The 25031-nt window shown below is 62.9% G+C and carries 23 protein-coding genes and 1 tRNA gene; 3 read left to right on the top strand and 21 right to left on the bottom strand.

Annotated features, from left to right (window positions below):
- Positions 1 to 201: 201 nt before the first annotated feature.
- From WP12_RS25185 to WP12_RS03075, 10 genes are all read right to left on the bottom strand, one after another.
- On the bottom strand, positions 202 to 378 hold the full coding sequence (locus tag WP12_RS25185) for a hypothetical protein (RefSeq protein ID WP_160299127.1): 177 nt from the start codon (positions 376 to 378) through the stop codon (positions 202 to 204).
- Positions 375 to 1139, bottom strand: coding sequence for an MBL fold metallo-hydrolase (locus tag WP12_RS03115; RefSeq protein WP_046192300.1), 765 nt, complete (start codon positions 1137 to 1139; stop codon positions 375 to 377). The genes WP12_RS25185 and WP12_RS03115 overlap by 4 nt, the downstream gene beginning before the upstream one ends.
- Positions 1136 to 1912, bottom strand: coding sequence for a TatD family hydrolase (locus tag WP12_RS03110; protein ID WP_046192299.1), 777 nt, complete (start codon positions 1910 to 1912; stop codon positions 1136 to 1138). The genes WP12_RS03115 and WP12_RS03110 overlap by 4 nt, the downstream gene beginning before the upstream one ends.
- Entirely contained in the window at positions 1912 to 3471 is a 1560-nt protein-coding gene (gene metG / locus WP12_RS03105; RefSeq protein ID WP_046192298.1) for a methionine--tRNA ligase, read from the bottom strand. The genes WP12_RS03110 and metG overlap by 1 nt, the downstream gene beginning before the upstream one ends.
- Positions 3472 to 3545: 74 nt before the next feature.
- On the bottom strand, positions 3546 to 5561 hold the full coding sequence (locus WP12_RS03100; RefSeq protein WP_052730172.1) for an O-linked N-acetylglucosamine transferase, SPINDLY family protein: 2016 nt from the start codon (positions 5559 to 5561) through the stop codon (positions 3546 to 3548).
- Between the two features lie 72 nt (positions 5562 to 5633).
- Positions 5634 to 6614: an AAA family ATPase gene (locus WP12_RS03095; RefSeq protein WP_046192297.1), complete on the bottom strand. Its 981-nt coding sequence runs from the start codon at positions 6612 to 6614 to the stop codon at positions 5634 to 5636.
- On the bottom strand, positions 6611 to 7234 hold the full coding sequence (tmk, locus tag WP12_RS03090) for a dTMP kinase (protein ID WP_046192296.1): 624 nt from the start codon (positions 7232 to 7234) through the stop codon (positions 6611 to 6613). Before tmk ends, WP12_RS03095 begins: the two co-directional genes overlap by 4 nt.
- A 4-nt stretch (positions 7235 to 7238) precedes the next feature.
- The gene (locus tag WP12_RS03085; protein ID WP_046192295.1) at positions 7239 to 8417 is read right to left on the bottom strand and encodes a D-alanyl-D-alanine carboxypeptidase family protein; all 1179 of its coding nucleotides are present in this window, start codon (positions 8415 to 8417) and stop codon (positions 7239 to 7241) included.
- Positions 8414 to 9337 carry a septal ring lytic transglycosylase RlpA family protein gene (locus WP12_RS03080; RefSeq protein ID WP_046192294.1) on the bottom strand — a complete coding sequence of 308 codons (924 nt, stop codon included), beginning with the start codon at positions 9335 to 9337 and terminating at the stop codon, positions 8414 to 8416. Before WP12_RS03080 ends, WP12_RS03085 begins: the two co-directional genes overlap by 4 nt.
- Complete coding sequence (locus WP12_RS03075; protein ID WP_052730171.1) at positions 9321 to 10436, bottom strand: lytic murein transglycosylase; 1116 nt, start codon at positions 10434 to 10436, stop codon at positions 9321 to 9323. The genes WP12_RS03080 and WP12_RS03075 overlap by 17 nt, the downstream gene beginning before the upstream one ends.
- A gap of 625 nt (positions 10437 to 11061) precedes the next feature.
- Between WP12_RS03075 and WP12_RS23310 the strand changes: the two genes are divergently transcribed.
- The 3 genes from WP12_RS23310 (at position 11062) to WP12_RS03055 (ending at position 13173) form a co-directional block, all read left to right on the top strand.
- Entirely contained in the window at positions 11062 to 11991 is a 930-nt protein-coding gene (locus WP12_RS23310) for a hypothetical protein (protein WP_152663866.1), read from the top strand.
- A 725-nt stretch (positions 11992 to 12716) separates the two neighbouring features.
- A tRNA-Ser gene (locus WP12_RS03060) sits at positions 12717 to 12806 on the top strand.
- Positions 12807 to 12825: 19 nt separating this feature from the next.
- Positions 12826 to 13173: a RidA family protein gene (locus tag WP12_RS03055; RefSeq protein WP_046192292.1), complete on the top strand. Its 348-nt coding sequence runs from the start codon at positions 12826 to 12828 to the stop codon at positions 13171 to 13173.
- 17 nt (positions 13174 to 13190) lie between these two features.
- On the opposite strand, the gene WP12_RS25180 is transcribed toward WP12_RS03055, so the two are convergent.
- The 11 genes from WP12_RS25180 to frr all read right to left on the bottom strand — a co-directional run bounded on the left by WP12_RS25180 (position 13191) and on the right by frr (position 25023).
- Positions 13191 to 15668 (bottom strand): family 16 glycosylhydrolase, encoded by a 2478-nt coding sequence (locus WP12_RS25180; RefSeq protein ID WP_052730169.1) that lies wholly within the window; start codon positions 15666 to 15668, stop codon positions 13191 to 13193.
- A 269-nt stretch (positions 15669 to 15937) separates the two neighbouring features.
- Positions 15938 to 16306 (bottom strand): hypothetical protein, encoded by a 369-nt coding sequence (locus WP12_RS03045; protein WP_046192291.1) that lies wholly within the window; start codon positions 16304 to 16306, stop codon positions 15938 to 15940.
- Positions 16307 to 16375: 69 nt separating this feature from the next.
- Positions 16376 to 16606, bottom strand: a complete 231-nt coding sequence (gene rpmE, locus WP12_RS03040; RefSeq protein ID WP_046192290.1) for a 50S ribosomal protein L31 — start codon at positions 16604 to 16606, stop codon at positions 16376 to 16378.
- 101 nt (positions 16607 to 16707) lie between these two features.
- The gene (gene fabZ, locus WP12_RS03035) at positions 16708 to 17184 is read right to left on the bottom strand and encodes a 3-hydroxyacyl-ACP dehydratase FabZ (RefSeq protein WP_046192289.1); all 477 of its coding nucleotides are present in this window, start codon (positions 17182 to 17184) and stop codon (positions 16708 to 16710) included.
- A gap of 11 nt (positions 17185 to 17195) precedes the next feature.
- Positions 17196 to 17831, bottom strand: a complete 636-nt coding sequence (locus tag WP12_RS03030; RefSeq protein ID WP_046192288.1) for an OmpH family outer membrane protein — start codon at positions 17829 to 17831, stop codon at positions 17196 to 17198.
- Positions 17831 to 20548, bottom strand: coding sequence for an outer membrane protein assembly factor BamA (gene bamA, locus WP12_RS03025; protein WP_046192287.1), 2718 nt, complete (start codon positions 20546 to 20548; stop codon positions 17831 to 17833). Before bamA ends, WP12_RS03030 begins: the two co-directional genes overlap by 1 nt.
- 94 nt (positions 20549 to 20642) lie before the next feature.
- The gene (gene rseP, locus WP12_RS03020) at positions 20643 to 21752 is read right to left on the bottom strand and encodes an RIP metalloprotease RseP (protein ID WP_046192286.1); all 1110 of its coding nucleotides are present in this window, start codon (positions 21750 to 21752) and stop codon (positions 20643 to 20645) included.
- Positions 21749 to 22906, bottom strand: coding sequence for a 1-deoxy-D-xylulose-5-phosphate reductoisomerase (locus WP12_RS03015; protein ID WP_046192302.1), 1158 nt, complete (start codon positions 22904 to 22906; stop codon positions 21749 to 21751). Before WP12_RS03015 ends, rseP begins: the two co-directional genes overlap by 4 nt.
- A gap of 2 nt (positions 22907 to 22908) precedes the next feature.
- Positions 22909 to 23715, bottom strand: coding sequence for a phosphatidate cytidylyltransferase (locus WP12_RS03010; RefSeq protein ID WP_046192285.1), 807 nt, complete (start codon positions 23713 to 23715; stop codon positions 22909 to 22911).
- A gap of 7 nt (positions 23716 to 23722) precedes the next feature.
- Positions 23723 to 24391 carry an isoprenyl transferase gene (locus tag WP12_RS03005; protein ID WP_235398923.1) on the bottom strand — a complete coding sequence of 223 codons (669 nt, stop codon included), beginning with the start codon at positions 24389 to 24391 and terminating at the stop codon, positions 23723 to 23725.
- A gap of 74 nt (positions 24392 to 24465) precedes the next feature.
- Entirely contained in the window at positions 24466 to 25023 is a 558-nt protein-coding gene (gene frr / locus WP12_RS03000) for a ribosome recycling factor (protein ID WP_046192283.1), read from the bottom strand.
- Positions 25024 to 25031: the final 8 nt, after the last annotated feature.

Below are 25031 nucleotides of genomic sequence, written 5' to 3'. Positions count from 1 at the left end.
GTCATTGAGATCCAAGTGGGTGTAGCAGCGCATGTGCGATCCTCACGGGTTGAAACCCGCGAATAGGGCGAGTTTTCGCACTTCGGTCTAGAATCCGCCCGCTTACAATCGTTGAGTCCGATAATATTCATTATGTTAAACGCCGATGTAGAAACTTACATTCTTCCAGCCCCGTCAACAGCTTAACCGGCGCTTCTACCTTCAACCGCCCGGTTTCATCATGATCACCACGCCGGCTATCACCGCAATGATCAGCAGCCACAGCAAGACCATGCGGAGCATCTTCGGTCCTGGCGTCTGCCTGTTGGTCAAGCGCGGTATCACGAGCAGAAGCATGCCCATGATCGCGATAACGCCTACGATCTGATCCCCGCTCATAAGGCGACCTCCATGCCGTCATAACCGGGCTCGATACCATCCGGCAGCATCGCGCGCAGCGCGGCATAGTCCATCGACTGGTCCATATGGGTCAGGATAGCACGCCCCGGCCGGCACTGGGCTATTGCATCGATGGTCAGGCCAAGATGTGCATGGGTCGGATGCGGTTTCACGCGCAGGGCGTCGACCACCCACAGGTCGACGCCGGTGAACAGGTCCAACATCTGATCGGTAAATATATGAAAATCGGTGGAATATCCGATCGATTGGCCATCGCGATCGAAGCGAAATCCTGCGCTGAAAATACTGCCATGCGGTTGCGCGACGCTGCGCACGCGGATCCCGCCAATCTCCATGTCGGTCTGCAGCGAATGCGCCTCGATGGTCGGCGGATAGCCGTCGCGGCCGAAAAAGGCGTAGGCGAAGCGGACCTTGAGCTGATCCATCGCCTCGGCAAAGCCATAGCCGGGCACCGGCGCGCGGCGCGCGTGGAAAATCTGGCGGACGTCATCGATGCCGTGGCAATGGTCGGCGTGATCGTGCGTCCATAATATCGCGTCGATGTCGATCAGGTCGGCGTCGAGCAACTGCTGGCGCATGTCTGGCGAGGTATCGACGAGCAGCCGCGTCGCCTCACTTTCGACGACGATCGAAGCGCGTGTCCGTCGGTTGCGCGGTTCGGCGGGGTCGCAATCGCCCCAGTCATTGCCGATCCGCGGCACGCCCGATGAGGTGCCGCATCCCAGGATGCGGAGTTTCACGGGCGAGCTTTCCTGAACAGATTGAAGAAGTTACCGCTCGTTTCTCTCGCCAGATCTTCGATATCCCAATCGAGTTCCTGTGCCAGGAAGCGCGCCGTATCGGTGACGAAGGCCGGCTCGCACGGCTTGCCGCGATGCGGAACCGGCGCGAGAAACGGGCTGTCGGTTTCGATCAGCAGCCGGTCGCGGGGAATGAGATGCGCGGTTTCGCGCAGGTCGCCGGCGTTCTTGAAGGTGACGATCCCCGACAGCGAGATCGAAAAACCGAGATCGAGCATCGCCCGCGCGAGCGTGGAACTGCCGGTGAAGCAATGGATGACGGCGGTGAAGGCCCCCTTCCCCATCTCGTCGTTCATGATCGCGATCGTATCCGCCTCGGCCTCGCGGGTATGGACGATGATCGGCAAGCCGGTCTCGCGAGCGGCGGCGATATGCCGGCGGAAGCTCGCGCGCTGCCGGTCACGGTCCGACTTGTCGTAATAGAAGTCGAGGCCGGTCTCGCCGATGCCGATAATCCGCGGGTGCGCCGCCTTTTCGATCAGCAGCGCGGTCTCGATATCCTCATGGGTATCGGTGTCATGCGGATGGATTCCAACGCTTGCCCAGACATCGGGCTCGCGCTCGGCGGTTTCGAGCACCGCATCCCATTCGGCCGCGCGGGTCGAGATATTGAGCATCGTCGAGACGCCGGCGGCGCGGGCCGCATCGAGAACCTCTTGCTGGCGCTCGGCCAGCCCCGCGTAATTCAGGTGGCAATGACTATCGACGAACATCAGTCCTCGGCGGTTTCGAGCTCGAGGCGCGGAAATAGCGGCACCGGCTGACCAACCTTATAGCCCGAGCGACGCAGCGCGTCATACCAGCTCTGATCCTCGATGGCCGCGAAATCGCGCCTGTCTGCCGCGATTCCCATCTGGTCGAGCAGTTTCCCGGCGCTGTCCGGAATGATCGGCAGGATCGCGATGGCAAGGTCGCGGATTACCGCAAACAGCGTGCCCAACACCGTTTTCATCCGTTCGGGGTCGCTCTTGCGCAGCGCCCATGGCGCCTGGGCATCGACATATTGATTGCAGGCGAACACCGCCTTCATCCAGGCTTCGATCCCCACCGAAAAGGCCAGCTGCTCGAAAGCGCGCGGCGTTTCGTCGAGGCAGGCGGCGGCGACGGCGCGGACCAGCGCGGCATCCTCCTCATTGCGGTCGAGCGCGGGCAACTCGCCATCGAGATTCTTGAAGATCATCGACAGCGTGCGCTGCGCCAGATTGCCGAAGCTGTTGGCCAATTCGGCATTGCAGCGGTTGACGATCGCCTCATGACCATAGCTGCCGTCCTGGCCGAAGCTGACCTCGCGGAGCAGGAAATAGCGCAACTGATCGACACCATAGCGTTCGGCCATCGCCGCCGGATCGACGACATTGCCGACCGACTTCGACATCTTCTCGCCCTTGTTGAGCAGGAAGCCATGGCCGAATATCTGCTTCGGCAACGCGACCTTCGCCGACATCAGGAAAGCGGGCCAGTAGACGGTGTGGAAGCGGACGATGTCCTTGCCGACTAGGTGGATGTTCGCGGGCCAATATGTGCCGAGGTCGGCGCTTTTATCGGGATAGCCGATTCCGGTGAGATAGCTGGTCAGCGCATCGACCCAGACATACATCACATGGCCGGGGCTGCCGGGCACCGGCACGCCCCAATCGAAGCTGGTGCGCGAGATCGATAGGTCGCTCAGGCCGCCGGAGACGAAGCTGACGATCTCGTTCTTGCGCGTTTCGGGCCGGATGAAGTCGGGCTGGTCGCGATACAGGTCGAGCAGCGGCTGCTGATATTTGGACAGGCGGAAGAACCAGCTTTCCTCCTTGGTCCATTCGACCGGCGTGCCCTGTGGCGATAATTTTACGCCGCCTTCCCCCTCGACCAGTTCTTTCTCGTCGTAAAAGGCTTCGTCGCGGACCGAATACCAGCCTTCGTAGCGATCGAGATAAAGATCGCCATTGGCTTCCATCGCCTGCCAGAGCGCCTGGCTGGCCGCATAATGATCGGTGTCGCTGGTCCGAATGAAGCGATCATAAGATATATTAAGAGTGTCGCACATCTCTCTGAAATAAGACGACATTTCATCCGCCAGCGCGCGCGGCGTGATGTTCCGGCTGCGGGCCGCCTGCGCCATCTTCAGGCCATGTTCGTCGGTTCCGGTCTGGAATCGAACGTCGCGTCCCATCGAGCGCTGGAAACGCGCGATCGCGTCTGCCGCGATCGCCTCATAGGCGTGGCCGATATGCGGGCGTCCGTTGGGATAGCTGATCGCGGTGGTGATATAGAAAGGTTCGGACATGCGATCAGCCAATAGGGAGGCCCCAGCCAAACCGCAACGTCCGGAAGCGTATGAGATATCTCGGCGAAAGCCGCCTATGCGGCGATCCGCGCCATTGCATCGGATCCGGCGACCGGCGGCACATCGATATGGTCGGGTTCCAGCCCGCGAACCTGTCGATCGAACGCCAGATCATAGCCGCGTTCGAGGTCGCGCGCGAAACGCCGCGTGTCGAACAGCGGCGATGTGAGCCGCCTGGCGGAAATATTCGCCTTCAATGTGGCGATGCGCTCCGGCGATTTTGCCAGGTCGAGCGCGAGCTGCTCATAGGCCTGGATATCGCGGGTGATCAGTTCGGGCAGGCCGATCGCCTGAAGCAGGCTCGCGCCGACCCGGGCGGCGAATCCCTGCCCCAGCTTCGTTACGAGCGGGATTCCGGCCCATAGGGCATCGCTGGCGGTGGTGTGGGCGTTATAGGCGAAGGTATCGAGAAACAGGTCGGCATGCGCGTGGCGGGCGAGATGGGCCGCCATCGGCATCCGGTCGGCGAAGGTGATCCGGTCGGCGGCGATTCCATGCCGTTCGGCCTCGGCCCGCAGATTGGCCTTCGCCCAGTCATTGTCGCGAAGCAGCCACAAGACGCTGCCCTCGACCTGGCCGAGCAACCGCATCCAGCAGCCGAACGCATCCGGCGTGATCTTGAAGCTGTTGTTGAAGCAGCAGAATACAAACCCCTCGCGGGGAAGGCCGGACGCTTCGCGCGACGGCACATCGTCCGCGATCGGCCGCTGGTCGTCGTTCACTTGATAGCTGTGCGGCAGGGCGAGGATTTTCTCGCTGTAGAACGGCCGCTTTTCGGCGGGAATGACCACGGAATCGGCGATGGCATAGTCGAAGAAGCCGGCGCCGCTCGATCCCGGATAGCCCAGATAGCTCATCTGGATCGGTGCGGCTCCATGCGCGAAGATGCCGAGCCGGCTGTTCTGGGTATAGCCTTTCAGATCAACGGCGATGTCGATGCCCAGGCCGCGCGCGCGTTCCGCCACCGCCGCGTCGCCCAGCATGCGGACATCGTGGAAGGCGTCGGAGGTATCGATGACACGCTTGCGCATGACGTCATGACTGTCGGGGCCGTAGGAGAATGCGTGGACCTCGAACCGCTCGCGATCATGCGCCTCGAGCAGTGAGCCCATCAGCCACATTGTCGCGTGGCTCTGGAAGTCGGCCGAGAAATAGCCGATCCGCAACCGCTCCGGGCGGCGACGGGCATGCGCGGGTACGGACAGCCTCGCCGGATAGCGATGCTCCGCCCACTTCACCGAACGCATCAGGTTGCGGGCCGGGTCATCGTCGAGCGACAGCATGTTGAACGGCGTGACCGCGTCGCGGTGAACACCCAGCGCGGCGATGTCGATCGGGTCGGCTTCTTCGCTCCAGTCGCACATATGCGCCTTCAGGAACGACAGTCGTGCGCGGACATCGTCGCTGTGCGGATCGAGCGTGATGGCCGTGCGATAATCGGCAACCGCCCTATCGAGCTGCTTCAACTCGTGCAGCGCGTTACCGCGATTGACATGGGCGGCCGCCAGATCGGGTCTCAGCGTGATCGCATGGCTGAATTGTGTGACGGCCTCCTGAAGTCGGCCGCTCTCCTGCAGGATATTGCCGCTGTTGATATGCGCTTCGGCATAGTCTGGCTTCTGGATGATGGCCTGTGCGAAGCTGCCGAGCGCCTCATCGAACCGACGCATCTGCTGAAGCAGGTTGCCGCGATTGTAGAAGGCCGAAGGAAATTGCGGTTGGTGGCGGATCGCCAGATCGTAGCTCAGCAGGGCCTCGTCGAGCCTGCCTTGTTCGCGCAGGGCGATGCCCCGGTTCGAATGCGCGTCGGCGCATGCCGGCTGCAGCGCGATGGCGCGATCATAATGGGCGATGGCCGCATCCAGCCTGCCTGCCCCGGCATAGGCCGCGCCCGCGATATTATAGAGCGCCGCTTCATTGCCGATGATCGCGAGCAGCGGTTCGATCAGCGCGATCGTCTCGTCAAAGCGTCCCTCCGAGAAGGCCGTAACGATCCGGTTGATCTGCTCGGGAATATTCTGGATCGACACGAGAGGAGGTCCCGGCAGCTGCAAAGAAACCGGACCATCGCGCAGATATGGTTAAAATCAGGTAGACGAGCCCTATCGGGCGCTTCCCGTGGGGGCGAGCTTCGCCAGCATGGTGGCGAGTTCGAATACGGTCGTCGGCTGATCGAGCGACAGATGTACGGCGCTTTCGCTGACGCGGCGCGCCTCCTCCCATAGCGCCACCGCCTTCGCCAGCGCCGGCCCCTCGCGCCGCCGCGCCTCGGCGGCGATCCGGGCGGGGACGCGCTCCAGATAGGCCTCGTAGCGCGCCTGCGACGCCTTGGTGCTCAGTTGCTTGGCCAGTGCGGCGCGCACCGCATTGGTCGGGTCGCCCTCCCCCACCAGCCGATCGATCGCCTGGTCCAGTGCCGCGATATCGAGGCCCGCGAAACCGAGCGAGCGCCCCGGAGAACCCCGGCCGACGCCGACCAGCGCCTCGATCTCGTCACGCGGCTCATCGGGCAGGAGCCGCTGGAGTGCTAGCAGCATCTGCCCATCGTCGAGCCCAGCGAAGCGCAGCAGGCGGCAGCGGGAACGGATCGTCGGCAGGAGCCGGCCCGGCGCGTGGCTGATCAGGAAGAAGATCGTGCCGGCGGGCGGTTCCTCGAGATTCTTGAGCAAGGCATTCGCGGCCGGGCGTTCGAGATCGTCAATCGCATCGATGATCACTACGCGGCGTGGCGACAGGCTGGGCGTCGTCGCGAACAGACTCTGGAGCGAGCGGACCTGATCGATGCTGATCGATCGCGCCAGATCCTCGGACTTGTCCTTGGTCAGTCGGGCCAGGATGCGCAGGTCGGGATGGCTGCCGGCGCGGATATAATTGACCACCGCATGGTCCCCGGGCGTCTCCAGTCCCGGCAGATGCACGCGCGGCCCCGCCGCGTCGGCAAGCAACCGGGTCGCGGCCGCCAGCGCGAAGCTCGCCTTGCCGACGCCCTCTGGCCCGGTGAGCAGCCAGGCGTGATGAAGCCGCCCGCTGTCGGCCGCTTCGCGAAAGGCCGCGATCTGGCTGTTATGGCCGACCAGGCTCATGGCAGCAGGTCTGCCAGGGCAGCGAGCAGCCGATCGGTTACGGCTTGGGGCGTCCCTTGTGCATCGACCCTGCGGAAACGATCGGACTCGCCCGCAAGCCGTTCGAATGTTTCGGCCACGCGGGCATGATAGGCCTCATCCCGTCCACCGATCCGGTCGGCCCCGCACCGGTCGCGCACCGCCGCGCGGGACGCCGCCTCTCCGGAAGGAAGCGCCAGCAACAATGTGCGATCGGGCAGGTAGCCGCCACTGCCGAGATCGTGCAGCGCCCGGATCATATCGACGCCGAGACCACCCGCGCCACCCTGATAGGCGACCGAACTGTCGATGAAGCGGTCGCAGATCACCCATGCCCCCGCCTCGATCGCGGGCCGGATGGTTTTCTCGATATGATCGGCCCGCGCCGCGGCGAACAGAAGGGCCTCGGCGCGCGCGCTCCAGCGGTCGCCATCGCCTTCGAGGAGCAGCTTGCGGATCGCCTCGGCGCCCTCGCTGCCGCCCGGCTCGCGGGTTTCGATCAGGTCTATCCCACGCGCGCGCAAGGCGGCCGCCAGTGCCCGGGACTGAGTCGACTTGCCGACCCCTTCCCCGCCCTCCAGCGTGATGAAACGCCCGGTCACGGCCTCAGGCGAGGCCGAACAGCCAGCGCAGCCCAGCCATCATCCGGTCGAAGAAGCCCGCTTCCCCGACATCGCTGTCGGCGACGAGCGGCAGCTTCTGCGGCACCATGTCGGGGCCGGTGACGACCAGATCGGCGATATGATCGCCCTTCTTGAACGGCGCCTTGATCGGTCCCTGATAGACCACGCGGGTCTTTAGATCGGAACCGAGCCCTGCGGGAATGGTGACGCTCAGATTCTTCGGTGCGACAAGGCCTACTTCGCGGCTGTCGCCCTGTTGGACCTCGGCGGTCTGCACCTTGCGGCCCTTGGCGACGAGCGGCTTGGCCTGCCACGCACGAAAGCCCCAGTTCATGAAGCTGACCGACTGCTCGATCCGCTGGTTGAAGCCGGTCAGGCCCGACAGCACCATGACGAGGCGGCGGCCATTCTGCTCGGCCGAGCCGGTGAAGCCATAGCCGGCTTCCTCCGTATGGCCGGTCTTGAGACCATCGGCTCCCTCGACGCGGCCCAGCAACGGATCGCGATTGGCCTGGGTGATCGCCTGGCCGCTGCCCATCGTCTTGCCCCAGGTAAAGCTCGGGCGGCTGTAGAAGGTCTTGTAGAGCTTGGGATGCTCTTCGATCGTCTTTTCGGCGAGGGTGGCGAGATCGCGCGCGCTGACATAGGTCACGCCGCCGTCCGGCCAGCCGTTCGAGGTGCCGAAATGGCTGTTGGTCAGCCCCATTTCCTTGGCACGGCGGTTCATCAGCGCGATGAAGGCCTGTTCGGTGCCCGAGATATGCTCGGCCAGAACCACGCAGGCGTCGTTGCCCGACAAGGTGACGATGCCGAACAGCAGGTTGGCGACGCTGACCTGCTCTCCCGGTGACAGGAACATCGTCGACCCGGCCGATGGGCCATGCCACTTCTTCCAGGTCTCGGGCCGCACGGTCGCCATTGCGTCGAGCTTCAGCTCCCCCTTCCGGATCAGGTCGAAGGCAACATAGACCGTCATGATCTTCGCCATCGATGCCGGCGGCATGCGCTGGTCCGGGTTCTTGGCGTAGAGCACCGCGCCCGACGACAGGTCCTTGATGAAGGCCACCGGCGCGGGCGTGTCGAACACCGGTGCGGCGGCCTGGGCGGGAAGCCCCGCGAGCAGGAGGATGGCGGGAAGCAGGGCGATCTTGCGGCGCGTCATTGTGGTATCGTTCCCTCTGGAATCTTGCTGTTGCTGGCGAAGAACACCAGCCGGGCATCCTGATAGCCGTCCGACTGGACCTGCGCCAGCGCGCTCGTTGCCTCGGGCTCGTTCTTATAGGGTCCCATCCGCACCCGCCACAGCGAGCCGGCTTGCTCCACCCGGCCTGCGACAAATTCGGCGATCTCCTCGGCTTTGTCGCGGCTGCTCAGCGCGGCCAGCTGGATGAACCAGCCGCCGACGGGCACCGCCGCCACCGGCACCGCGGCGGCGACGCGCGGCGGCGCGACCGGATCGGACGGACGCGCGGCGAGGCGCTGCCTCAGCAAGGCGAGGTCGGAGTTGGTCGCATAGGGCCGCTCCGACGCCGCCCGGCCCGAACGCAGCGCCAGCCGGTCGGCATCCGCGGGATAGACCCGGCGTACGCGCACGCGCGATACGCCGCTACGCTCGACCCCCAGCAACTGTGCCGACCGCCGCGACAGATCGATAATCCGGTTGGCGACGAAGGGTCCGCGATCGTTGATCCGGACGACGATCGTCCGCCCGCTGTCGATCGCCGTCACCTCGACATAGCTGGGCAAGGGCAGCGTCTTATGCGCGGCCCCGAACCGATCCATGTCGAATCGCTCGCCATTGGCGGTCTGCCCGCCATGGAATTGCGCACCATACCAGGAGGCGAGCCCAACCTCGTCATAATCGCTGTCATCCGCGGGATAATACCAGACGCCGGCGACCTGATAGGGTTTGCCGATCTTCACCGGCGAATCGGCGACCGGCCCCTGCGGGCGCACCGGCGCCGTCGGCCTTGCGGGCTTGCCGGGGCGACTCGACGATTGTTCGGGTCGGGGAATGCCGCAACCCGCCAGCAGCAGGACCAGCGCCAGCGCCAGCGCGGCGGCCCTACTGGACGATCGCATCGCCGAGCAGGCCCACCGACAGCGCGTAGAAGTTGGAGCAGTTATAATCGAGGATCGCACGATAATTGCTGGTCAGCAGATAGCCGGTCCGGCCATTGCCGTCGGGCTCGATCAGCGTCGCCAGTTCGTCCTCGGCGGGCACGGTGCCGCTCAGCATCATCACCCCCTTGTCGCGCCATTCGGAGATGGTGAGCCAGCGGCTCTGGCGCGCGAAAACGCGCGGGCAGCGTGGGGACGACAATGGCGACCGGATCGCCGCCCGGTCGATCCCTTCGGGCACGCGCACCGCGACGCCCCAGGGAGCGCCCGGCTTCCACCCCGCTTCGCGCAAATAGTTGCCGATCGAGGCGAGCGCATCGGGCTCGCTGCGCCAGATATCGGCCTTGCCGTCGCCATCGCCATCGGTGCCGAGGCGGAGGTAGACGCTCGGCAGGAACTGTGGATAGCCGGTCGCGCCCGCCCAGCTGCCCTTGAGCTGATCGCGCGGGATGCCACGCTGCAGCAGGAGCAGGGCATTAAGGAATTCGTTGGCGAAAAGCTCGCGCCGCCGTCCTTCATAAGCGAGCGTGCCGAGCGAACTCAGCAGGTCGAAATTGCCCGTGAAGGTGCCATAGCCGGTCTCATGGCCATAGATCGCCAGCATGATCTGCTCAGGCACGCCGGTCTTCTGCTCGATGCCGATCAATAGCGGACGCAGCTTGCCATAGCGCGACCGGCCCATGCCGATCCGCACCCGATCGACATGGCTCGCCAGATAAGGTGCGAAGTCGGGCGGCGTGGCGACGCTCGCCGGGGTCGCCCCGGGCTGAGCGCGGTCGAGGCGGATCACCCGGGCGTTGAAATTGAGCGTCGGCAGCGTCGCATCGAACAGCGTCGCGGAAACACCCATGCCGATCGCCCGATCGCGCAGCGTGGCGATATAAGCGCGCAGACTGGCGGTTTCGGTGGGGACGGCGGGCGCTGGAATATCGACGATCTGCGCGGCATCGTCGGACGACTGCCCTTCCCCCGCTATCGTCTGCGCGCCGGATGGATATCCGCTCCCCGCCGCCAGCATCAGTCCCAAGGCCATCGCCGTCGCACGCAAGCCGCTACGCATTCCATCCCCTTTGGTTCGGGGGACAGCCTTGCCACAAGCCGCCTGCTTGGTGAAATGCTTTGATCACACGGCTTGCACGACAGGGCGCAGCAGCGATATGGGCAGCCTTCCGCTGACGCGGCCTGTCCTTCGTTGATGTGCCGGAGCGCTTCTCGGAAAAATATCTTTTCGCAACCAGCGTTCGTCAGCCGTTCGACCTGAATATCAATACTCTGGCCTTCGAACTTACCTGCGCGTACCCAACCAGCGTGGCTCCACCTGTCTCAATAAGGTATAGAATATAAATGGTGTAAGGCCAGGTTCTATCTGGTTAACCCTATCAAGGCGCAATTTGAGTCTCACTGATTGTATCATTGAAGTATACCCAAAACGGTCATAACAAACGGGCAGCGCCCTTGGACTCACTGGCACGGTTCGCTACGCTCTAGTCGCGGAGGGGAACACGATGCCAAATGACAGGTCGGAACTCGATGACGCTCGGGCGCGAACCATTATTCGAGAAAGCGCGGGTCGATCGTCGTCGAGAGCAGCGGAGGCGCTAGAGCGACTCAGAAAGCGCGAAACGCATACTGAAGTCAAACCTCCTATAAGCAGACCGGCAGTACTCGCACTGTTTGGCGCATCGATGGTTACCGCAGCGATGTCTGTGTTGGCAGCCAGTGATACGGCTGCCCAAATTGCAGATATCTTGGGCGCACCTGATTTGTTCAGAATAATCACGATCATCGGGGCGCTTCTCGTTGGCACAGTGACCGTCGTTTCATATCTTCAGCGCTCTGAAAATTTCACAGTTTCCAAGGTAGAGTTCAGCGCAGAGGAACATAATCCGTTCGTTCTGGCCGAACTGGCGCGTTTGCGAGCCGAAATCTCACGCCTCGCTAAAGATGCAGACGCGGCGGGCCCAGGGCTCTCGCCGGAGCGGTTAGATGAACTCGTCGCCGAGTTAGGCACGCGGGTCGCCCAAACCGCTGTTGAAGACAAATATCGTTTGATGGAGCACGATTTCAGAACGAAACTTGAGGACAATATCCGGTTTTCAAGTTGGTCTGATTTGTTTGAAGAGACAAAGGAGCGGATAACGTCAGAAGTTGCTAGACTTGGCCTCCGTGGAAACGTAAACCTTGCTATCGGCGGATTCATCACAATCGGCGGATTTCTTCTGTTATTATATTTCGTCATAGGAGAGGGACAGATACAAGACCCTACTCAATACGCTCTACACTTCATACCAAGGCTCTCTATCGTTGTTCTTGTCCAAGTTTTTGCTTTCTTTTTCCTCCGCCTCTACAAAGTTGGCTTGGAAGAGATCAAATATTTTCAAAACGAACTAACTAATATAGAGCAGAGGCACGTTGCAATGACTGTTGCGCTGGTGCCCAACCTTGATGATAGTAGAGACGATCTTCTACAAATATTAGCTAATACTGAACGCAATCAGTTTCTGAACAAAGGACAAACGACGATCTCGCTGGAGCAGGCCAAAATCGAGGCGGGCGGGTCTGCTACTGAGTTGATCAAAACGTTGTTGCCCAGCATATCGAAGTTGCGATCGTAATGCCCCCCGGGGGGAGGCGTGGTGCAGGAGATACCTGCGTTCACCCTTAACGGTTCCATGCAAGGTATCACGGACGGTAGGCTGCAAAATCAGATGCCCCCGGCAAAATCTGAAAGTACCCAGTCCAAAAATCTAGAAGTACCAGAGTGAAATCTGCTGGGTTCGGTATCACCGGAGCAAGTCACCGTGCCTGAAAGCGGCCGTTAAGCCTGCCTATATAACCCGCGCGTGACGCGATATATCCGGCCTGCCTTGACCTCCCGAGCGATGAGCGTGTTCGCGGCGGGGACGATCCAGGCCACGCCTGCCTGCTCAAGAGCGGTCATCACCTTACCTCCGCTAAACTCCCCCGTCATTGCCGCCACTCCGGCACCAATCTGCGTTTCCGAAAGTTCGCCGCCTTGGTATTTCATGGGGCATCTTACGTTGACGCAAGTCCGCTTTCCACCCAAACCCTGTCGAAAGCGGACTGTCAGCAATTCGATCTTCTTCGACACTCCGCGCCAGATCGGACCGAAGGGGGGGGGCAGTGGCCAAGATCTGCCGGTTACAGGAGCATCGGCGACATCTCATCTGAGAGCCACTTCCACCGATAGCGGGTACTCGCCGTGCGGGCTCCTGTGTGAGGATTTCCTGTCCAAATAAGACCCCACACTCCTCCCCGTCTCCTGCGCCGCGAATCCAGTTGACGCGAAAACCTAGAAAATCCAAGGGACGTAACACCCGGAGAGGTGGCCGAGTGGTTTAAGGCAGCGGTCTTGAAAACCGCCGTGGGTGCAAGCTCACCGTGGGTTCGAATCCCACCCTCTCCGCCACCATTTTCAAGGATTAGCCATGACGATCACCCGCCTCGACAGCGGCCCCAGGATGAGCCAGGCGGTCATTCACAACGACACCATCTATCTGGCTGGTCAGGTTGCGGCCCCGGGCGCACCGGTCCGCGAACAGACGCAGGCTGTGCTCGATCAGATCGACGCGCTGCTCGCCCGCGCTGGAAGCAGCAAGGCGAACCTCCTGTCCGCGACGATCTGGCTGGCCGACATGGCCGACTTCGCGGAGATGAACGCGGTGTGGGATCCTTGGATCGCTGGCATCGAGGCCCCTGCCCGCGCCACCGGCGAGGCCAGGCTCGCTACGCCCGATTACAAGGTCGAGATCATCATCGTCGCCGCGAAGGACTGATCGGCGGCGTACAAATCCTAGAATATGTCGTGCTCGAGCAGTTGCTCGGGCGCGACGCCCAGGAAGCTGATACTATCTGATCCGAAGCTGACGAGCGAACCGACGCTGGTCGCGCTGATCACCGGCAGGATATCGGCGGCGGCCAGCGCGCTCCAGTCGATCCTGTCCTGGCTGATATCGAAATCATCGATGACGTCCTTGCCGAAGCCCATTTCGAAGATGAACCGGTCGCTGCCGGCCCCGCCCGAAAGACGGTCATTTCCACCGCCGCCGTTCAGCCCGTCGGCGCCGGCATTGCCCTTGAGCGTGTCGTTACCCGCCAGCCCGTCAAGGATATTGTCGAGTCCGTTTCCGGTCAGGGCATTGGGACGATCGTTGCCGGCACCGCGCAGGGCGGCGCCCGTCAGCGTAAGATTCTCCACATTCGCCGCGAGGAGCGCATCGATCGACGAAAAGACGTTGTCGGTGCCTTCGCCGGATAGTTCGATGACCATATCGCCCGCGGCATCGACATAATAATTGTCATTGCCAGTTTCGCCGATCATCCGGTCGGCGCCCGCGCCACCTTTGAGCATGTCATTGCCGCCGCCGCCCAGCAATTCGTTGTTCGCGGCATTGCCGGTGATCGAGTTGGCGCCGTCGTTGCCGGCGCCGCGCAGCGCGCTTCCCGTCAACGTCAGATTTTCGACGTTTGCCGACAGGGTGTAATTCACCGAGGCGGAGACGTTGTCGGTCCCCTCTCCAGCCTGCTCTACGATCCGGTCGCCGGAATGATCTACATAATAGCTGTCGTTGCCGGCGCCGCCGGTCATCAGGTCTGCCCCGCCGCCGCCGTTGATCGTGTCGTTGCCGCCGAGCCCGCTAAGCCGGTTGTCGAGCACATTGCCGGTGATGCTGTTTGCCGAGGCGTTGCCGGTGCCACTGACCGCGTTATCCGTCAGGGTCAGCTTTTCGATATTCTCCGGCAGGACATAGTCGGCTCTGGCCGTCACGCTGTCCACCCCGCCCCCCGCGAGCTCGGTGATCCGGTCGCCGCTCGAGGTGACGGTATAGCGGTCGTCGGCCGAACTGCCGATCAGGTTCTGGACATTCGCGAGAGCGGGATCGACCGTATAGGCGCGCACATAGTCGATTTTCACTTCCCCGGTCATGCCGAGTGCGGCCTCCTTGGCCACGGCGAGGTTGAGGAGCATATACATCGGCTTGTGCAGATCGGGCGGCGTAGGCTGTTCATAAATCTCGACGCCGTCGAGGTACCAGACGATCTTCTCCTCGCTCCACAGCACGCCGTAGGTGTGAAAGCCTTGGGCGACCTTCGGATCGAAATCGAACGCATAGGCCTCGCTATGCGTGCCGCTCGCATCGCTGTGCACGGTGAAGCTCGTTTGCGCCCCGCCATAATTCTCCATCACGTCGATTTCGGGCGGCCAGTCGCCATCGGCGGGCAATAGCCAGAATGCCGGCCACATACCCTTGCCATCGGGCACGTCCATGCGCGCTTCGAAATAGCCATATTGCTGCGCAAAGCTCTGACGTGTCGTCAGCAGGCCCGACACATAATCCATGTCGTAGAGCACAGGCCGCAAATGCTCGGGCGTCGGCGAGGCGGTGATGGTCAGCACGCCGTTGCTGAGCGAGAAGGGGCTGACACCGATCGGGCTGACACCCGTCCCCTTCATCATCGGATCGATATATATTTCGCGCTCGTCGTTGAGCGTCCGCGTGCTCAATGCGTCCGGATTATAGTCATTGCCGAAATTTGTCCGCCAGACGCCTGTCGCACCGTTCCACAGGCTCAGCGAGTCGAAATCCTCGTTGAAGGTGAGCTTTAATATGCTGCGGTCGATGCCCAGCTCGAAATTCGATTCTTGGAAATCGGCGATGCTTCGTCCGGTGAATTTTATTGCATCGTCGCCATCGAGCTGGAGAATCACGTCGCCGCCGCTCTGTGTCATCGCCGCCTTGATTTGCGCCAGGCTGGTATAGTGGCCATAACCCGCCAGCCGCACCATGTCAGCGTCGCTGCCTGACGTGACGAAGTCCGAAATGACGTCATGGCCCGAGCCGGCGTCAAACCGGAAAACGTCATTGCCGCCCTTTCCTTGCAACAGGTCGTTACCGCCCCCACCGTTGATCGTCTGGCTGCCACTGCTGCCGATGATCAGATTGCCAAGGCTGTTGCCGATGACGGCGCGTGCATACCAGATCGTCAAATTTTCGACATTGTCGGGCATGGCATAGTCGTTGATCACGAACAGCGTGTCGGTGCCCTGCCCCGCCAGTTCGTTCACCCGGGTTGCCGTCGTGACATATTGATAGCCATCGCTGCCCGCGCCCCCGGCGAGGTTCAACACCGCCTTCGGCTCGATATTGTCGCTGCCTGCGGTGCCGTAGAGCGTGGTGCCGGCACTTCCGGCCGACGTGCTGCCGGTGATGACGTTGGACGACCACGGCGTCGTGGGCATCGTCTGCCCGAAATAGTTCAGATAGGCCATTGCATTGCCTTTCTCCGTGCGTCGGCCGCACGTCTTCCGGTCCGGCGCCGCGCCAAGGACGCCGGGCGTTTTGTCGATCTGATTTGACTAGGTCTGGCCGTTCAATCCGGCGGGATTCGAGTTATCGCTGCAAGATTGCCGCTAAGTTAATGGAATCTTGCGCGTAACGACTATGCGACGAGCCGTTGCCGGGACTGCGAAGGACTGACGCGGTCACAACCGGCGGAGTGCGCGGCCCCAAGACGGGTGCCGGGGCCGCATCATTGGGATTAGGTAGCAAACGGGCGCGGGAAGCGCTTCTCGGTGAGAATCGCGATCCCCAGCGCGACTAGAATCGCGCTGCTGTCGGCCAGCCAGTCCCAGACGCTCGCGTCGCGCTGGAACACGGGTATCGCCTGGGTGAGCTCGATCACTATGCCGAACAGCGACAGCCCCGAAGCCAGCAGCCATGCAGGCTTTCGGCGATAGGCGGTCCGACCGACCAGCGTCAGCACCAGAAATGCGATGATGTGATTGGTCTTGTCGCCGGCCCGAAAGTCGGGCGCATCTTCGCCGGGCATGATCGCCGCCACATAGGCGAATGCCGTCAGCCCCCAAAAGAGCCGAACCCGGATCCGGCGATAGAAATCGACCGCCATGCACCCGTCCTGAAAATGAAAATGGCCGGGCAATCGCCCGACCATCCATGTGTCCGAAGGAACGCCGGCTTATTTCTTGCCGAGCGACAGACCGCCGAAGCGCTTGTTGAAGCGGGCAACCTGGCCGCCCGTGTCGAGCATCGAGCCGCGGCCGCCGGTCCAGGCGGGGTGCACCGAAGGATCGATGTCGAGCTGAAGCGTGTCGCCTTCCTTGCCGTAGGTCGAACGCGTGGCATAGGTGGTGCCGTCGGTCAGCTGCACCGTGATCCGGTGATAATCGGGATGGATATCTTTTTTCATCGTCGTCTGGCTCCGAAATTGCGGCTGGTTCCAACCAGCCCGGAAAGCGAAGCGCCGCCCCTACAGGCTGCACCGCGATAAGGCAAGGTTCGCCGGAGCGATTATTCCTTGGGCGGATCCGCGATCATCGCGGTGAAACTCGCCTGCGCGGCGAGCTTGTCGCCGACATAGGCCTTGCCCTCGAACTTGCAGACGCTGGAGCGCTTCTGGACGAAGGCGACCTCAAGACGCAGCAGCACGCCGGGTTCGACCGGCGCACGGAACTTCGCTTCGTCGATCGCCATGAAATAGACGAGCTTGCCGGTGCCGGCGAGCCCCAGCGATTCCACGGCCAGGACGCCGGCGGCCTGCGCCAGCGCCTCGACGATCAGGACGCCGGGCATGATCGGCCTTCCGGGGAAATGGCCCTGGAAGAACTCTTCGTTGATCGTGACCGCCTTGATCGCCGATATGCGCTCGTTCACCACAAGCTCCTCGACGCGATCGACGAGGAGCATGGGATAGCGGTGCGGCAAGGCGGCCATGACCCGCCGGACATCCAGCGGGCCCAGCGTCTTCGGAGCTTCGACGTCGCTCATATCAGGACGGATCAGCGTCCTGCGGGTGCGGCGGCAGGCTGATCGGCCTGACCGGGCTGCCAGTTGGCCGGCGGCGTGACCGATGCGCTCGGTACCAGCGCGTTGAGCTGGGTCACGACGTCGAGGGTGATGTCCGATGCGCCCTGCACCGCGACCACCGCTTCGGGGGCCAGCACGACGCCGACCTTCTTGGCCGACATCGCGGCCTTGAGAGCCTGCTCGATCTTGTTGCCGATCTGCTCCTTCACATAGGCCTCGGGACGAGCGAAGGGCAGCGTCAGGCGCTGCAGTTCGGCCTGTGCGTTCTGGGCGCGGGACTGGAAGGCGTTGACCTTCGCGTCGAGCGTCGCCTTCGGCGTCGCCGGGTTCTTCTGGAGATTTTCGATCTCGGTGCGCAGCGGGGTCATCTCGTTCTGCAGCGCGGTCTGCCGCGTCTGGAACGCCGTGATCTGCGCCTTATAGGTGGTCTGGATCTGGGCGATCGCCGCCTTATAGGCTGCCGAATTGACCAGTGCGGCCTCGAGATTAGCAACTGCGACGCCGGTGTTGATAGCTGCTGCGGGGGCCGCGGCGGCCTGCGCATTCGCGGCTGCGGGCACGAGCGCGATCCCGGCCGCCAGGGCGGCCGTCTTCAGAAAGGATTTCATCAGAATTGTGTCCCTACGTTGAATGTGAATAATTTGGTGTTGTCGCCCTTCTCCTTGAGAAGGACTTTGGCCACGTCGATGCGGAACGGGCCGAAAGGCGAGTTCCAGTTGACGCCGAAACCGACCGACACGCGCGGCTTGGCGCTGTCACCGAGGAAGTCTTCGCGGAATGGCGTGATCGGCTGAAAGAGCGCCGTGTTCGTCACGTTCAAATTACCGCCACACGAACCGTTTGCCGTGGACGAATAGCCCGCCATGCAAAGTGTGGTCAAACCGGCATTAGGCTGGCCGTCCGCCACAACGTAGATTTGACGCCCCTTGCTATCGAGCTGTGCCCGCTGGATCGGCAGATATTTGCCGTTCGCGTCCACCGTGAAGGGATAGCCCGCAGTTCCCGGCACCGTCAGCGCCGGCTTGCTCACACCGAACACCGCGCCGGCATCAAGGAAGATCGAAGGCCGCAGACCGAGTTCGCGCGCACCATTGCCCAATGGGATTTCGAGTTCGAGCCGCCCACGGTAATAGGCGTTGCCGCCCAGCGCGTCGTCGGTGGTGTTGTCCTTGTCGTCCGGAAAAGTGCCGTTCACGCTATCATAGAAGGAGCGCTTCACGCGCGGACCGACGCCGCGAATGCCGAAGCCGCGCATGTCGGGCTCGCCCAGGAAGAAGCGGTCGGTGAGCCGGATCGCCTGCCCCAGACCCTTGATATAGCCGCCCTCAAGGCCGGCCGAGAAGACGAAGCCGCTGCCGACGCCCCAATATTTGGTCGCTTCGAATGCGGTCTTGATATAGCGGACCTCGCCGCCCAGACCGGCGAAATCCTGGCTCAACACCGCGCGCTGGCCGCGCGTCGGGCGAATGCGGTTGTTCAGATTGTCGAACACCAGCGAATAACCGACCGACGAGGTGATCCGCTTACCGATCGCGTCGCACAGATAGCGGCCGGCGATCAGCGGATCGCACGAGTCGCGAAGACCATCGTTATTGGTATCGGAATAATAGGTGAACTTGTTCAGCGAGACATCGTCATAGCTGAGCCCGTAGCGCACCGCCATGGTGATGAACTCGGTCAGCGGAACGCCGGCGCGGACCTGGAAGCCCGTCGTCGACTGCTCATAGGTCGTGTTGCGATCGCCGCCGGTGCCATATTGGAACGAGTTGTAGTCGCGCCGGAAGATGTCGAAGCCGACCGCGATGTTCTTGTCGAAGATATAGGGTTCGGTGAAACCCAGCTCGACTGATTTCGAATAGGTCGAATAGCTGACGCCGGCGCGGACTTCCTGGCCCTTGCCCATGAAGTTGCGCTCGCGGATCGAGAGGTCGACGATGAACTTCTCAAGGCTCGAATAGCCCGCCGACACCTGCAACTCGCCGGTGGACTTCTCTTCGACATTGGCCTCCAGCACGACCCGGTCGGGCGCCGAACCCGGCTTCTGCTCGATCTCGAGCTTCTCCTGGAAGAAGCCGAGCGACTGAATACGGTCGCGCGAACGCTTGACCTTGAAGCTGTTGAAGGCGTCGCCCTCGGACAGGCGGAACTCGCGGCGGACCACCTTGTCCTTGGTGTGGGTGTTGCCGTTGATGTCGATCCGCTCGACATAGACGCGCGGCGCCTGGTTGATCTTGAAGACGACGCCCATGGTGAGGTCGTCCTTGTCGCGCGTGAAATCGGGGCGGACGTCCGGGGTGAAGCCGAACAGGCCGGTCGTCTCGGTAATCGAGTCGACGGTGTCCTCGACCAGCTTCGCGTTGTACCAGTCGCCCTTCTTCATCGGCAGGAGATGCTTGAAGGTCTCCGCCTTGATGTCGCGGATTTCGCTTTCGAGATCGACGTCGCCGAATTTGTAGCGCGAGCCCTCCTCGACCACATAGGTGATGATGAAGTCCTTGCGGTCCGGCGTCAGCTCGGCAACCGCCGAAACGACGCGGAAATCGGCATAGCCTTCGGTCAGGTAGAACTGCCGCATCTTCTGCTGATCGTAGGACATGCGGTCGGGGTCATAGCTGGTGCCCGACGAGAAAATCTTGGTGAGCCCGGTCTGCTTCGTCGCCATTTCGCCGCGCAGCCGGCCATCCGAGAATTTCTCGTTGCCGATGATGTTGATCTTGCGAACCTTGGACTTCGCGCCCTCATGGATCTCGAAGATGATGTCGACGCGGTTCTGGTCGAGCAAAACCATCTTGGGCTCGATCGTCGCGGCGAAGCGGCCCTGGCGGCGATACAGCTCGATGATCCGGTTGACGTCGGCGCGGACCTTCGACCGGGTGAATATCTGGCGCGGCGCGAGCTTGATCTCGGGATTGATCTTCTCGGCCTTGAGGCGCTTGTTGCCCTCCAGCACGATCCGGTTGATCACCGGGTTCTCGCGAACCTGCAGCGTGATGTTGCCCGCGCCATCATCGCGCACCTGGACATCGGCGAATAATTCGGTGGCGTAGAGATCCTTCAGCGCCTCGTCGAGCGCCTCACGGGTGTAGGCCTCTCCGGGGGTCAGCTTGACGTAGGAACGGACCGTGTCGGACTCGAGACGCTCCGAACCAGCCACGTTCACCGATTTGATAATGCCCGAGCCCGCCGGGGCGGGCGTCACCGGAGCCGGCGCGATCGAAGCCGCCTCCTGCGCCAAAAGCGGTTGAGCCATGCCGCCGAGCATCGTGCCGACGAGGAGCGCCGATAGAATCCGCGTCCGATTGAAATTCGCCGTCGTCGCCGTCACGCGTTCCCCGCCTTCATTAAATCCCTGCGTCCCGTTCACGGACGCGTGAGCATGCACTGCCCCAACAAGCTCAGCCGATCAACCCGGCAAGCTTCTAGAGAGCACCCAGCGAGAGAATATCGTTCAGCGTAACGAAGACCATGAAGGACAATAGTACCGCCAAACCCGATCGAAACGCCCATTCCATCGCCTTTTCCGGCACAGGCCGGCGTGCCAGACCCTCGAATAGATAGAAGACCAGATGGCCTCCGTCGAGCATGGGGATTGGCAACAGGTTGATGAATCCGAGATTAATCGAAATGAGCGCCATCAGCATGACGAAGTTTAGCAGGCCCAGCGAAGCCTGCTGGCCCGAGACCTGGGCGATCTTGATCGGCCCGCCCAGTTCCTTGACCGAACGGCGGCCAGTGATGATCTGGCCGAGCGTATCGATCATCGTGCGAACGACGTTGAAAGTCTGTTTCGTTGCTTCGACCGGCAGCCGGAGCAACGACACCGGCTCTACCACCTGCTCGCCCGACATCACGCCGATCGTGCCCTTGCGGAATTCGTTGCCGAAGCGATCGCGCTCGATATCGGCGGCGGTCACGACCGAGAGCGTCTGCGCCGCTTCGCCGCGGACGATGTCGATGCGCAGCGCCTCTTGCGGCCTGAAACGGATCATTTCGGCGAGGTCGTCGAAAGTATCGACCGGACGCCCCTGGATCGCGACGACCCGGTCGCCGGGTTTGAATCCGGCCTTATCCGCGGGCGAGCCTTCGATAACCGCCGAAAAGACCGGCGGGGTCTTCGGCACCCCATAGGCCGCGAAAAAGGCCATGAAGATACCGATCGCGACAAGGAAGTTGGTCAGTGGCCCGGCGAAGACGATCAGGAAACGCTGCCACACCGCCTTGGCCTGGAAGGTCTGCGCGCGCTCCTCCTCGGGCAGGGCGAGCCATTCGGCTGTGGGCTGGCTTGCCGGATTCATGTCCCCGGCGAACTTCACATAGCCGCCCATCGGTATCCAGCCGAGCTTCCAGCGGGTGCCGCGCGAATCGGTATAGCCGGCAATCTCCCGACCAAAGCCGATAGAGAAGGCGTCCGCTTTCACGCCGCACCAGCGGCCGACCAGATAATGGCCCAGTTCATGGACAAAGATCAGCGGCCCGATAACGAGCAAAAAAGCAAGGATAGTGAAGATGATACCAGGACTATCTGTCACGCCGTGATAATCTCCATCGCCGCCCGCGCGGATCTGCGGGCTTCGGCATCGATCGCGAACACGTCATCGATCGAGGCCGGGGCCAGCGGATCATAACGATCCAACACCTTCCGTACGATTAACGCGATGTCGAGAAAGCCGATCTGTCCTGCCAGGAAGGCGGCTACCGCCACCTCATTGGCAGCATTGAGGATGGCCGGCCGGGCGCCCCCCGCCGTCAGCACGTCGCGGGCGATCGCCAGTGCCGGGAAACGATCGGTATCGGGCGCCATGAAATCGAGCCGGCCGATCGCCGCGAGATCGAGTGGCCGGCATGGCGTCGCCATACGCTGGGGCCAGGCGAGGCAATGCGCGATCGGCGTGCGCATGTCGGGCGATCCCAACTGCGCCAGCACCGAGCCGTCGATATAGTCCACCAGCGCATGGACCACCGATTGCGGGTGGATGATCGCGTCAAAGCTCTCCGGCGACAGCGGAAAAAGGTGATAGGCCTCGATCAGCTCAAGCCCCTTGTTCATCAGCGTCGCGCTATCGACCGATATCTTCGCGCCCATCGACCAGTTGGGATGCTTGACCGCCTGCGCCGGTGTCGCCGCACGCATCGCCTCGATGCTCCAGTCGCGGAACGGCCCGCCGCTCGCGGTCAGCGTCACCTTGCGGATGCTGCCGGGCGCTGCATGATCGAAACACTGAAACACCGCATTATGCTCGGAATCGACCGGCAGCAGCGTTGCCCCGCTGGCCTTGGCCGCGTCCGTCACCAACGCCCCGGCCGATACCAGCGATTCCTTGTTCGCCAGCGCCACCGTCCCGCCGCATTGGAGCGCCGCCATGGTGGACTTCAGCCCGGCTATCCCGACGATCGCCGCCATCGTCCAATCAGCGCCCTGCCCGGCCGCCTCGACGATGGCCGCCTCCCCCGCCGCGACGGCGGTGCCGGTACCCGCCAATGCGTCCCTGAGGGCACCATGAAGCGAGGCGTCACCGATCACCGCGAGCTTCGCGCTCGTCCGCCGCGCCGCCTGCGCGAGGCCCGCCACGTCGCGTTGCGCGGTCAGCGCCGCGACCTGGAAGCGATCGGGCTCGCGTTCGATCAGATCAAGCGTCGAGGTGCCGATTGATCCGGTAGCGCCGAGGATCGAGATGGTCCGCACGCTCATATCAGACCCGTCGCCACGCCGGCGGCGACCAGCAACGCGACGGGAACCAGTCCGTCGAGCCGATCGAGCACGCCGCCATGGCCAGGCAGCAGCTTGCCGCTGTCCTTCACGCCCGAGCGGCGCTTGAGCCAGCTTTCGAACAGGTCGCCCATTTGTGCGGCGACCGCGAGCGGAGCGCCCGCGATCCAGCAGGCGAGCGGCAATCCACCCAGCCAGGCGATGCCCGCGCCGGTTAGCAGCGCCGCCGCCATGCCACCGATAAGGCCGGCCCAGGTCTTGTTTGGGCTCAGCTTTGGCGCGAGCTTGGGACCGCCGATCGCCCTGCCCGCGAAATAGGCGCCGATGTCGGTCGCCCACACGATCACCAGTGTCCAGAGAGCCAGCATTAGCCCCTGCCCCGGCTGCTCGCGCAGGAAGATCAGCCCAACCGCTGGCAATACCGCATAGAGCAGCCCCGCGCCGAGCCGCGCCCGAAAGCTAATCACAGCGAGAAGGATCGCGCCAAGGCCGGTAAGTTCGAAGGTCTGCGCAATCAGTTGATCCTGATAGATGGCGATGTTGGCAGGATCGGCGAAGGCGAGCGCGGCGATCATCAGCCCGCCTGTCAGCAGCGCCGCCAGGGCGATCTGCCAGCGAGAGGCCTGCGCCATCGTCGCCCATTCGGCCATCATCAGCACGGAGAGCAGCGACACGAGCGCCCAGAAAGCGACTCCGCCCAGCCACAGCGCGGTCAGCGCGATCGCGACCATCACGACCCCTGACAGGGCGCGCAATTGCAGTTCGGAGGTCGCCGCCTTGCTCATCGCCGGCTTATCGTCCGCCGAAGCGGCGTTCCCGGGTGCCGAAGTCCGCGATCGCCGCGGCCAGCGCCTTGCCGTCGAAATCGGGCCACAGCGTGTCGACGAACAGCAGTTCGGCATAAGCGGCCTGCCACAGCAGGAAATTGGACAGGCGGCGCTCACCCGAGGTCCGGATCAGCAGGTCGAGCGGCGGCAAGTCGCTCGTGTCGAGGCGCGCCTCGATCGTGGTCGGATCGATATCTTCGGGGGCCATTGCTCCCGACCGGACAGCGAGCGCGATATCGCGGATCGCGCGGACCATCTCGTCCTGCGCGCCATAGTTGAGCGCGAGCACGAAATCGAGCCGCCGATTGTCCTTGGTACGCTCGACGCCATCGCGGACGAGGTCGATCAGATCGCCCTCGAGCCCGCTTATGTCGCCGATCGTGCGTAACCTTATGCCGTTGCGGTCGAGTTCGGCGACTTCCTTGCGCAGATAATGGCGCAACAGCCCCATCAGGTCCGAGACTTCCTCGCTCGATCGGCGCCAGTTCTCCGAAGAGAAGGCATAGAGTGTCAGCGCCTGAAGCCCCATGTCCGCCGCCGCCTTGACCGTGACCCGCACCGCTTCGGCGCCGGCCCGGTGTCCGGCCACGCGCGGCAGGAAGCGGCGCTTGGCCCAACGTCCATTGCCATCCATGATGATCGCGACATGGCGCGGGCCGGTGGCCGTCGTCGCGACGGCGGTTGGAGCAGGGCTGGCCGAAAGGCCGGTCACTTGCCGAGGATTTCCTTTTCCTTGGCGCCCGCCGCCGCATCGATCTCAGCGATCGTGCTGTCGGTCAGCTTCTGAACCTCGGTCTCGCGGCGCTTGCGGTCGTCTTCGCTGATCTCGCCCTTCTTTTCGTCGGTCTTGAGATTGTCCATGCCGTCACGGCGGACATTGCGCGCGGCGACGCGGGCCTTCTCGGCATATTGGCCGGCGAGCTTGGCGAGTTCCTTGCGCCGCTCCTCGGTCAGGTCGGGGATCGGAATGCGCAGCGTCTGACCGTCCATGATCGGATTGAGGCCGAGCCCGGCGGACCGGATCGCCTTGTCGACCGGGCCGACATTGCTCTTGTCCCACACCTGCACCGACAACATGCGCGGTTCGGGCGCGGTCACGGTGGCGGCCTGATTGAGCGGCATATGCGCGCCATATACCTCGACCGTCACCGGATCGAGCAGGTTGACCGACGCGCGGCCGGTGCGCAGGCCGATGAGGTCGCTCTTCAGCGCCTCGACCGCGCCATGCATGCGGCGTTCAAGATCGGCCTTGTCGAAAGCGGGCATCTTCGTCT

The sequence above is a fragment of the Sphingomonas sp. SRS2 genome, from assembly GCF_000971055.1.
Classification (GTDB): Bacteria; Pseudomonadota; Alphaproteobacteria; order Sphingomonadales; family Sphingomonadaceae; genus Rhizorhabdus.
Note: the sequence above shows the minus strand (reverse complement) of the source record. Positions and strands in the feature narration are given on the sequence as shown.

What these genes read in the sequence shown, in the direction of transcription:
- fabZ (WP_046192289.1), bottom strand. Translation starts at nt 17,184, where the DNA reads ATGAGCGACGTCGAAGCTCCGAAGACGCTGGGCCCGCTGGATGTCCGG.
- WP12_RS25180 (WP_052730169.1), bottom strand. Translation starts at nt 15,668, where the DNA reads ATGGCCTATCTGAACTATTTCGGGCAGACGATGCCCACGACGCCGTGG.
- WP12_RS03095 (WP_046192297.1), bottom strand. Translation starts at nt 6,614, where the DNA reads ATGAGCCTGGTCGGCCATAACAGCCAGATCGCGGCCTTTCGCGAAGCG.
- WP12_RS03085 (WP_046192295.1), bottom strand. Translation starts at nt 8,417, where the DNA reads ATGACGCGCCGCAAGATCGCCCTGCTTCCCGCCATCCTCCTGCTCGCG.
- WP12_RS03110 (WP_046192299.1), bottom strand. Translation starts at nt 1,912, where the DNA reads ATGTTCGTCGATAGTCATTGCCACCTGAATTACGCGGGGCTGGCCGAG.
- frr (WP_046192283.1), bottom strand. Translation starts at nt 25,023, where the DNA reads ATGCCCGCTTTCGACAAGGCCGATCTTGAACGCCGCATGCATGGCGCG.
- WP12_RS03080 (WP_046192294.1), bottom strand. Translation starts at nt 9,337, where the DNA reads ATGCGATCGTCCAGTAGGGCCGCCGCGCTGGCGCTGGCGCTGGTCCTG.
- WP12_RS03005 (WP_235398923.1), bottom strand. Translation starts at nt 24,391, where the DNA reads ATGGATGGCAATGGACGTTGGGCCAAGCGCCGCTTCCTGCCGCGCGTG.
- WP12_RS03075 (WP_052730171.1), bottom strand. Translation starts at nt 10,436, where the DNA reads ATGCGTAGCGGCTTGCGTGCGACGGCGATGGCCTTGGGACTGATGCTG.
- WP12_RS03045 (WP_046192291.1), bottom strand. Translation starts at nt 16,306, where the DNA reads ATGGCGGTCGATTTCTATCGCCGGATCCGGGTTCGGCTCTTTTGGGGG.
- WP12_RS03055 (WP_046192292.1), top strand. Translation starts at nt 12,826, where the DNA reads ATGACGATCACCCGCCTCGACAGCGGCCCCAGGATGAGCCAGGCGGTC.
- WP12_RS23310 (WP_152663866.1), top strand. Translation starts at nt 11,062, where the DNA reads ATGGTTACCGCAGCGATGTCTGTGTTGGCAGCCAGTGATACGGCTGCC.
- WP12_RS03030 (WP_046192288.1), bottom strand. Translation starts at nt 17,831, where the DNA reads ATGAAATCCTTTCTGAAGACGGCCGCCCTGGCGGCCGGGATCGCGCTC.
- WP12_RS25185 (WP_160299127.1), bottom strand. Translation starts at nt 378, where the DNA reads ATGAGCGGGGATCAGATCGTAGGCGTTATCGCGATCATGGGCATGCTT.
- rpmE (WP_046192290.1), bottom strand. Translation starts at nt 16,606, where the DNA reads ATGAAAAAAGATATCCATCCCGATTATCACCGGATCACGGTGCAGCTG.
- WP12_RS03010 (WP_046192285.1), bottom strand. Translation starts at nt 23,715, where the DNA reads ATGAGCAAGGCGGCGACCTCCGAACTGCAATTGCGCGCCCTGTCAGGG.
- metG (WP_046192298.1), bottom strand. Translation starts at nt 3,471, where the DNA reads ATGTCCGAACCTTTCTATATCACCACCGCGATCAGCTATCCCAACGGA.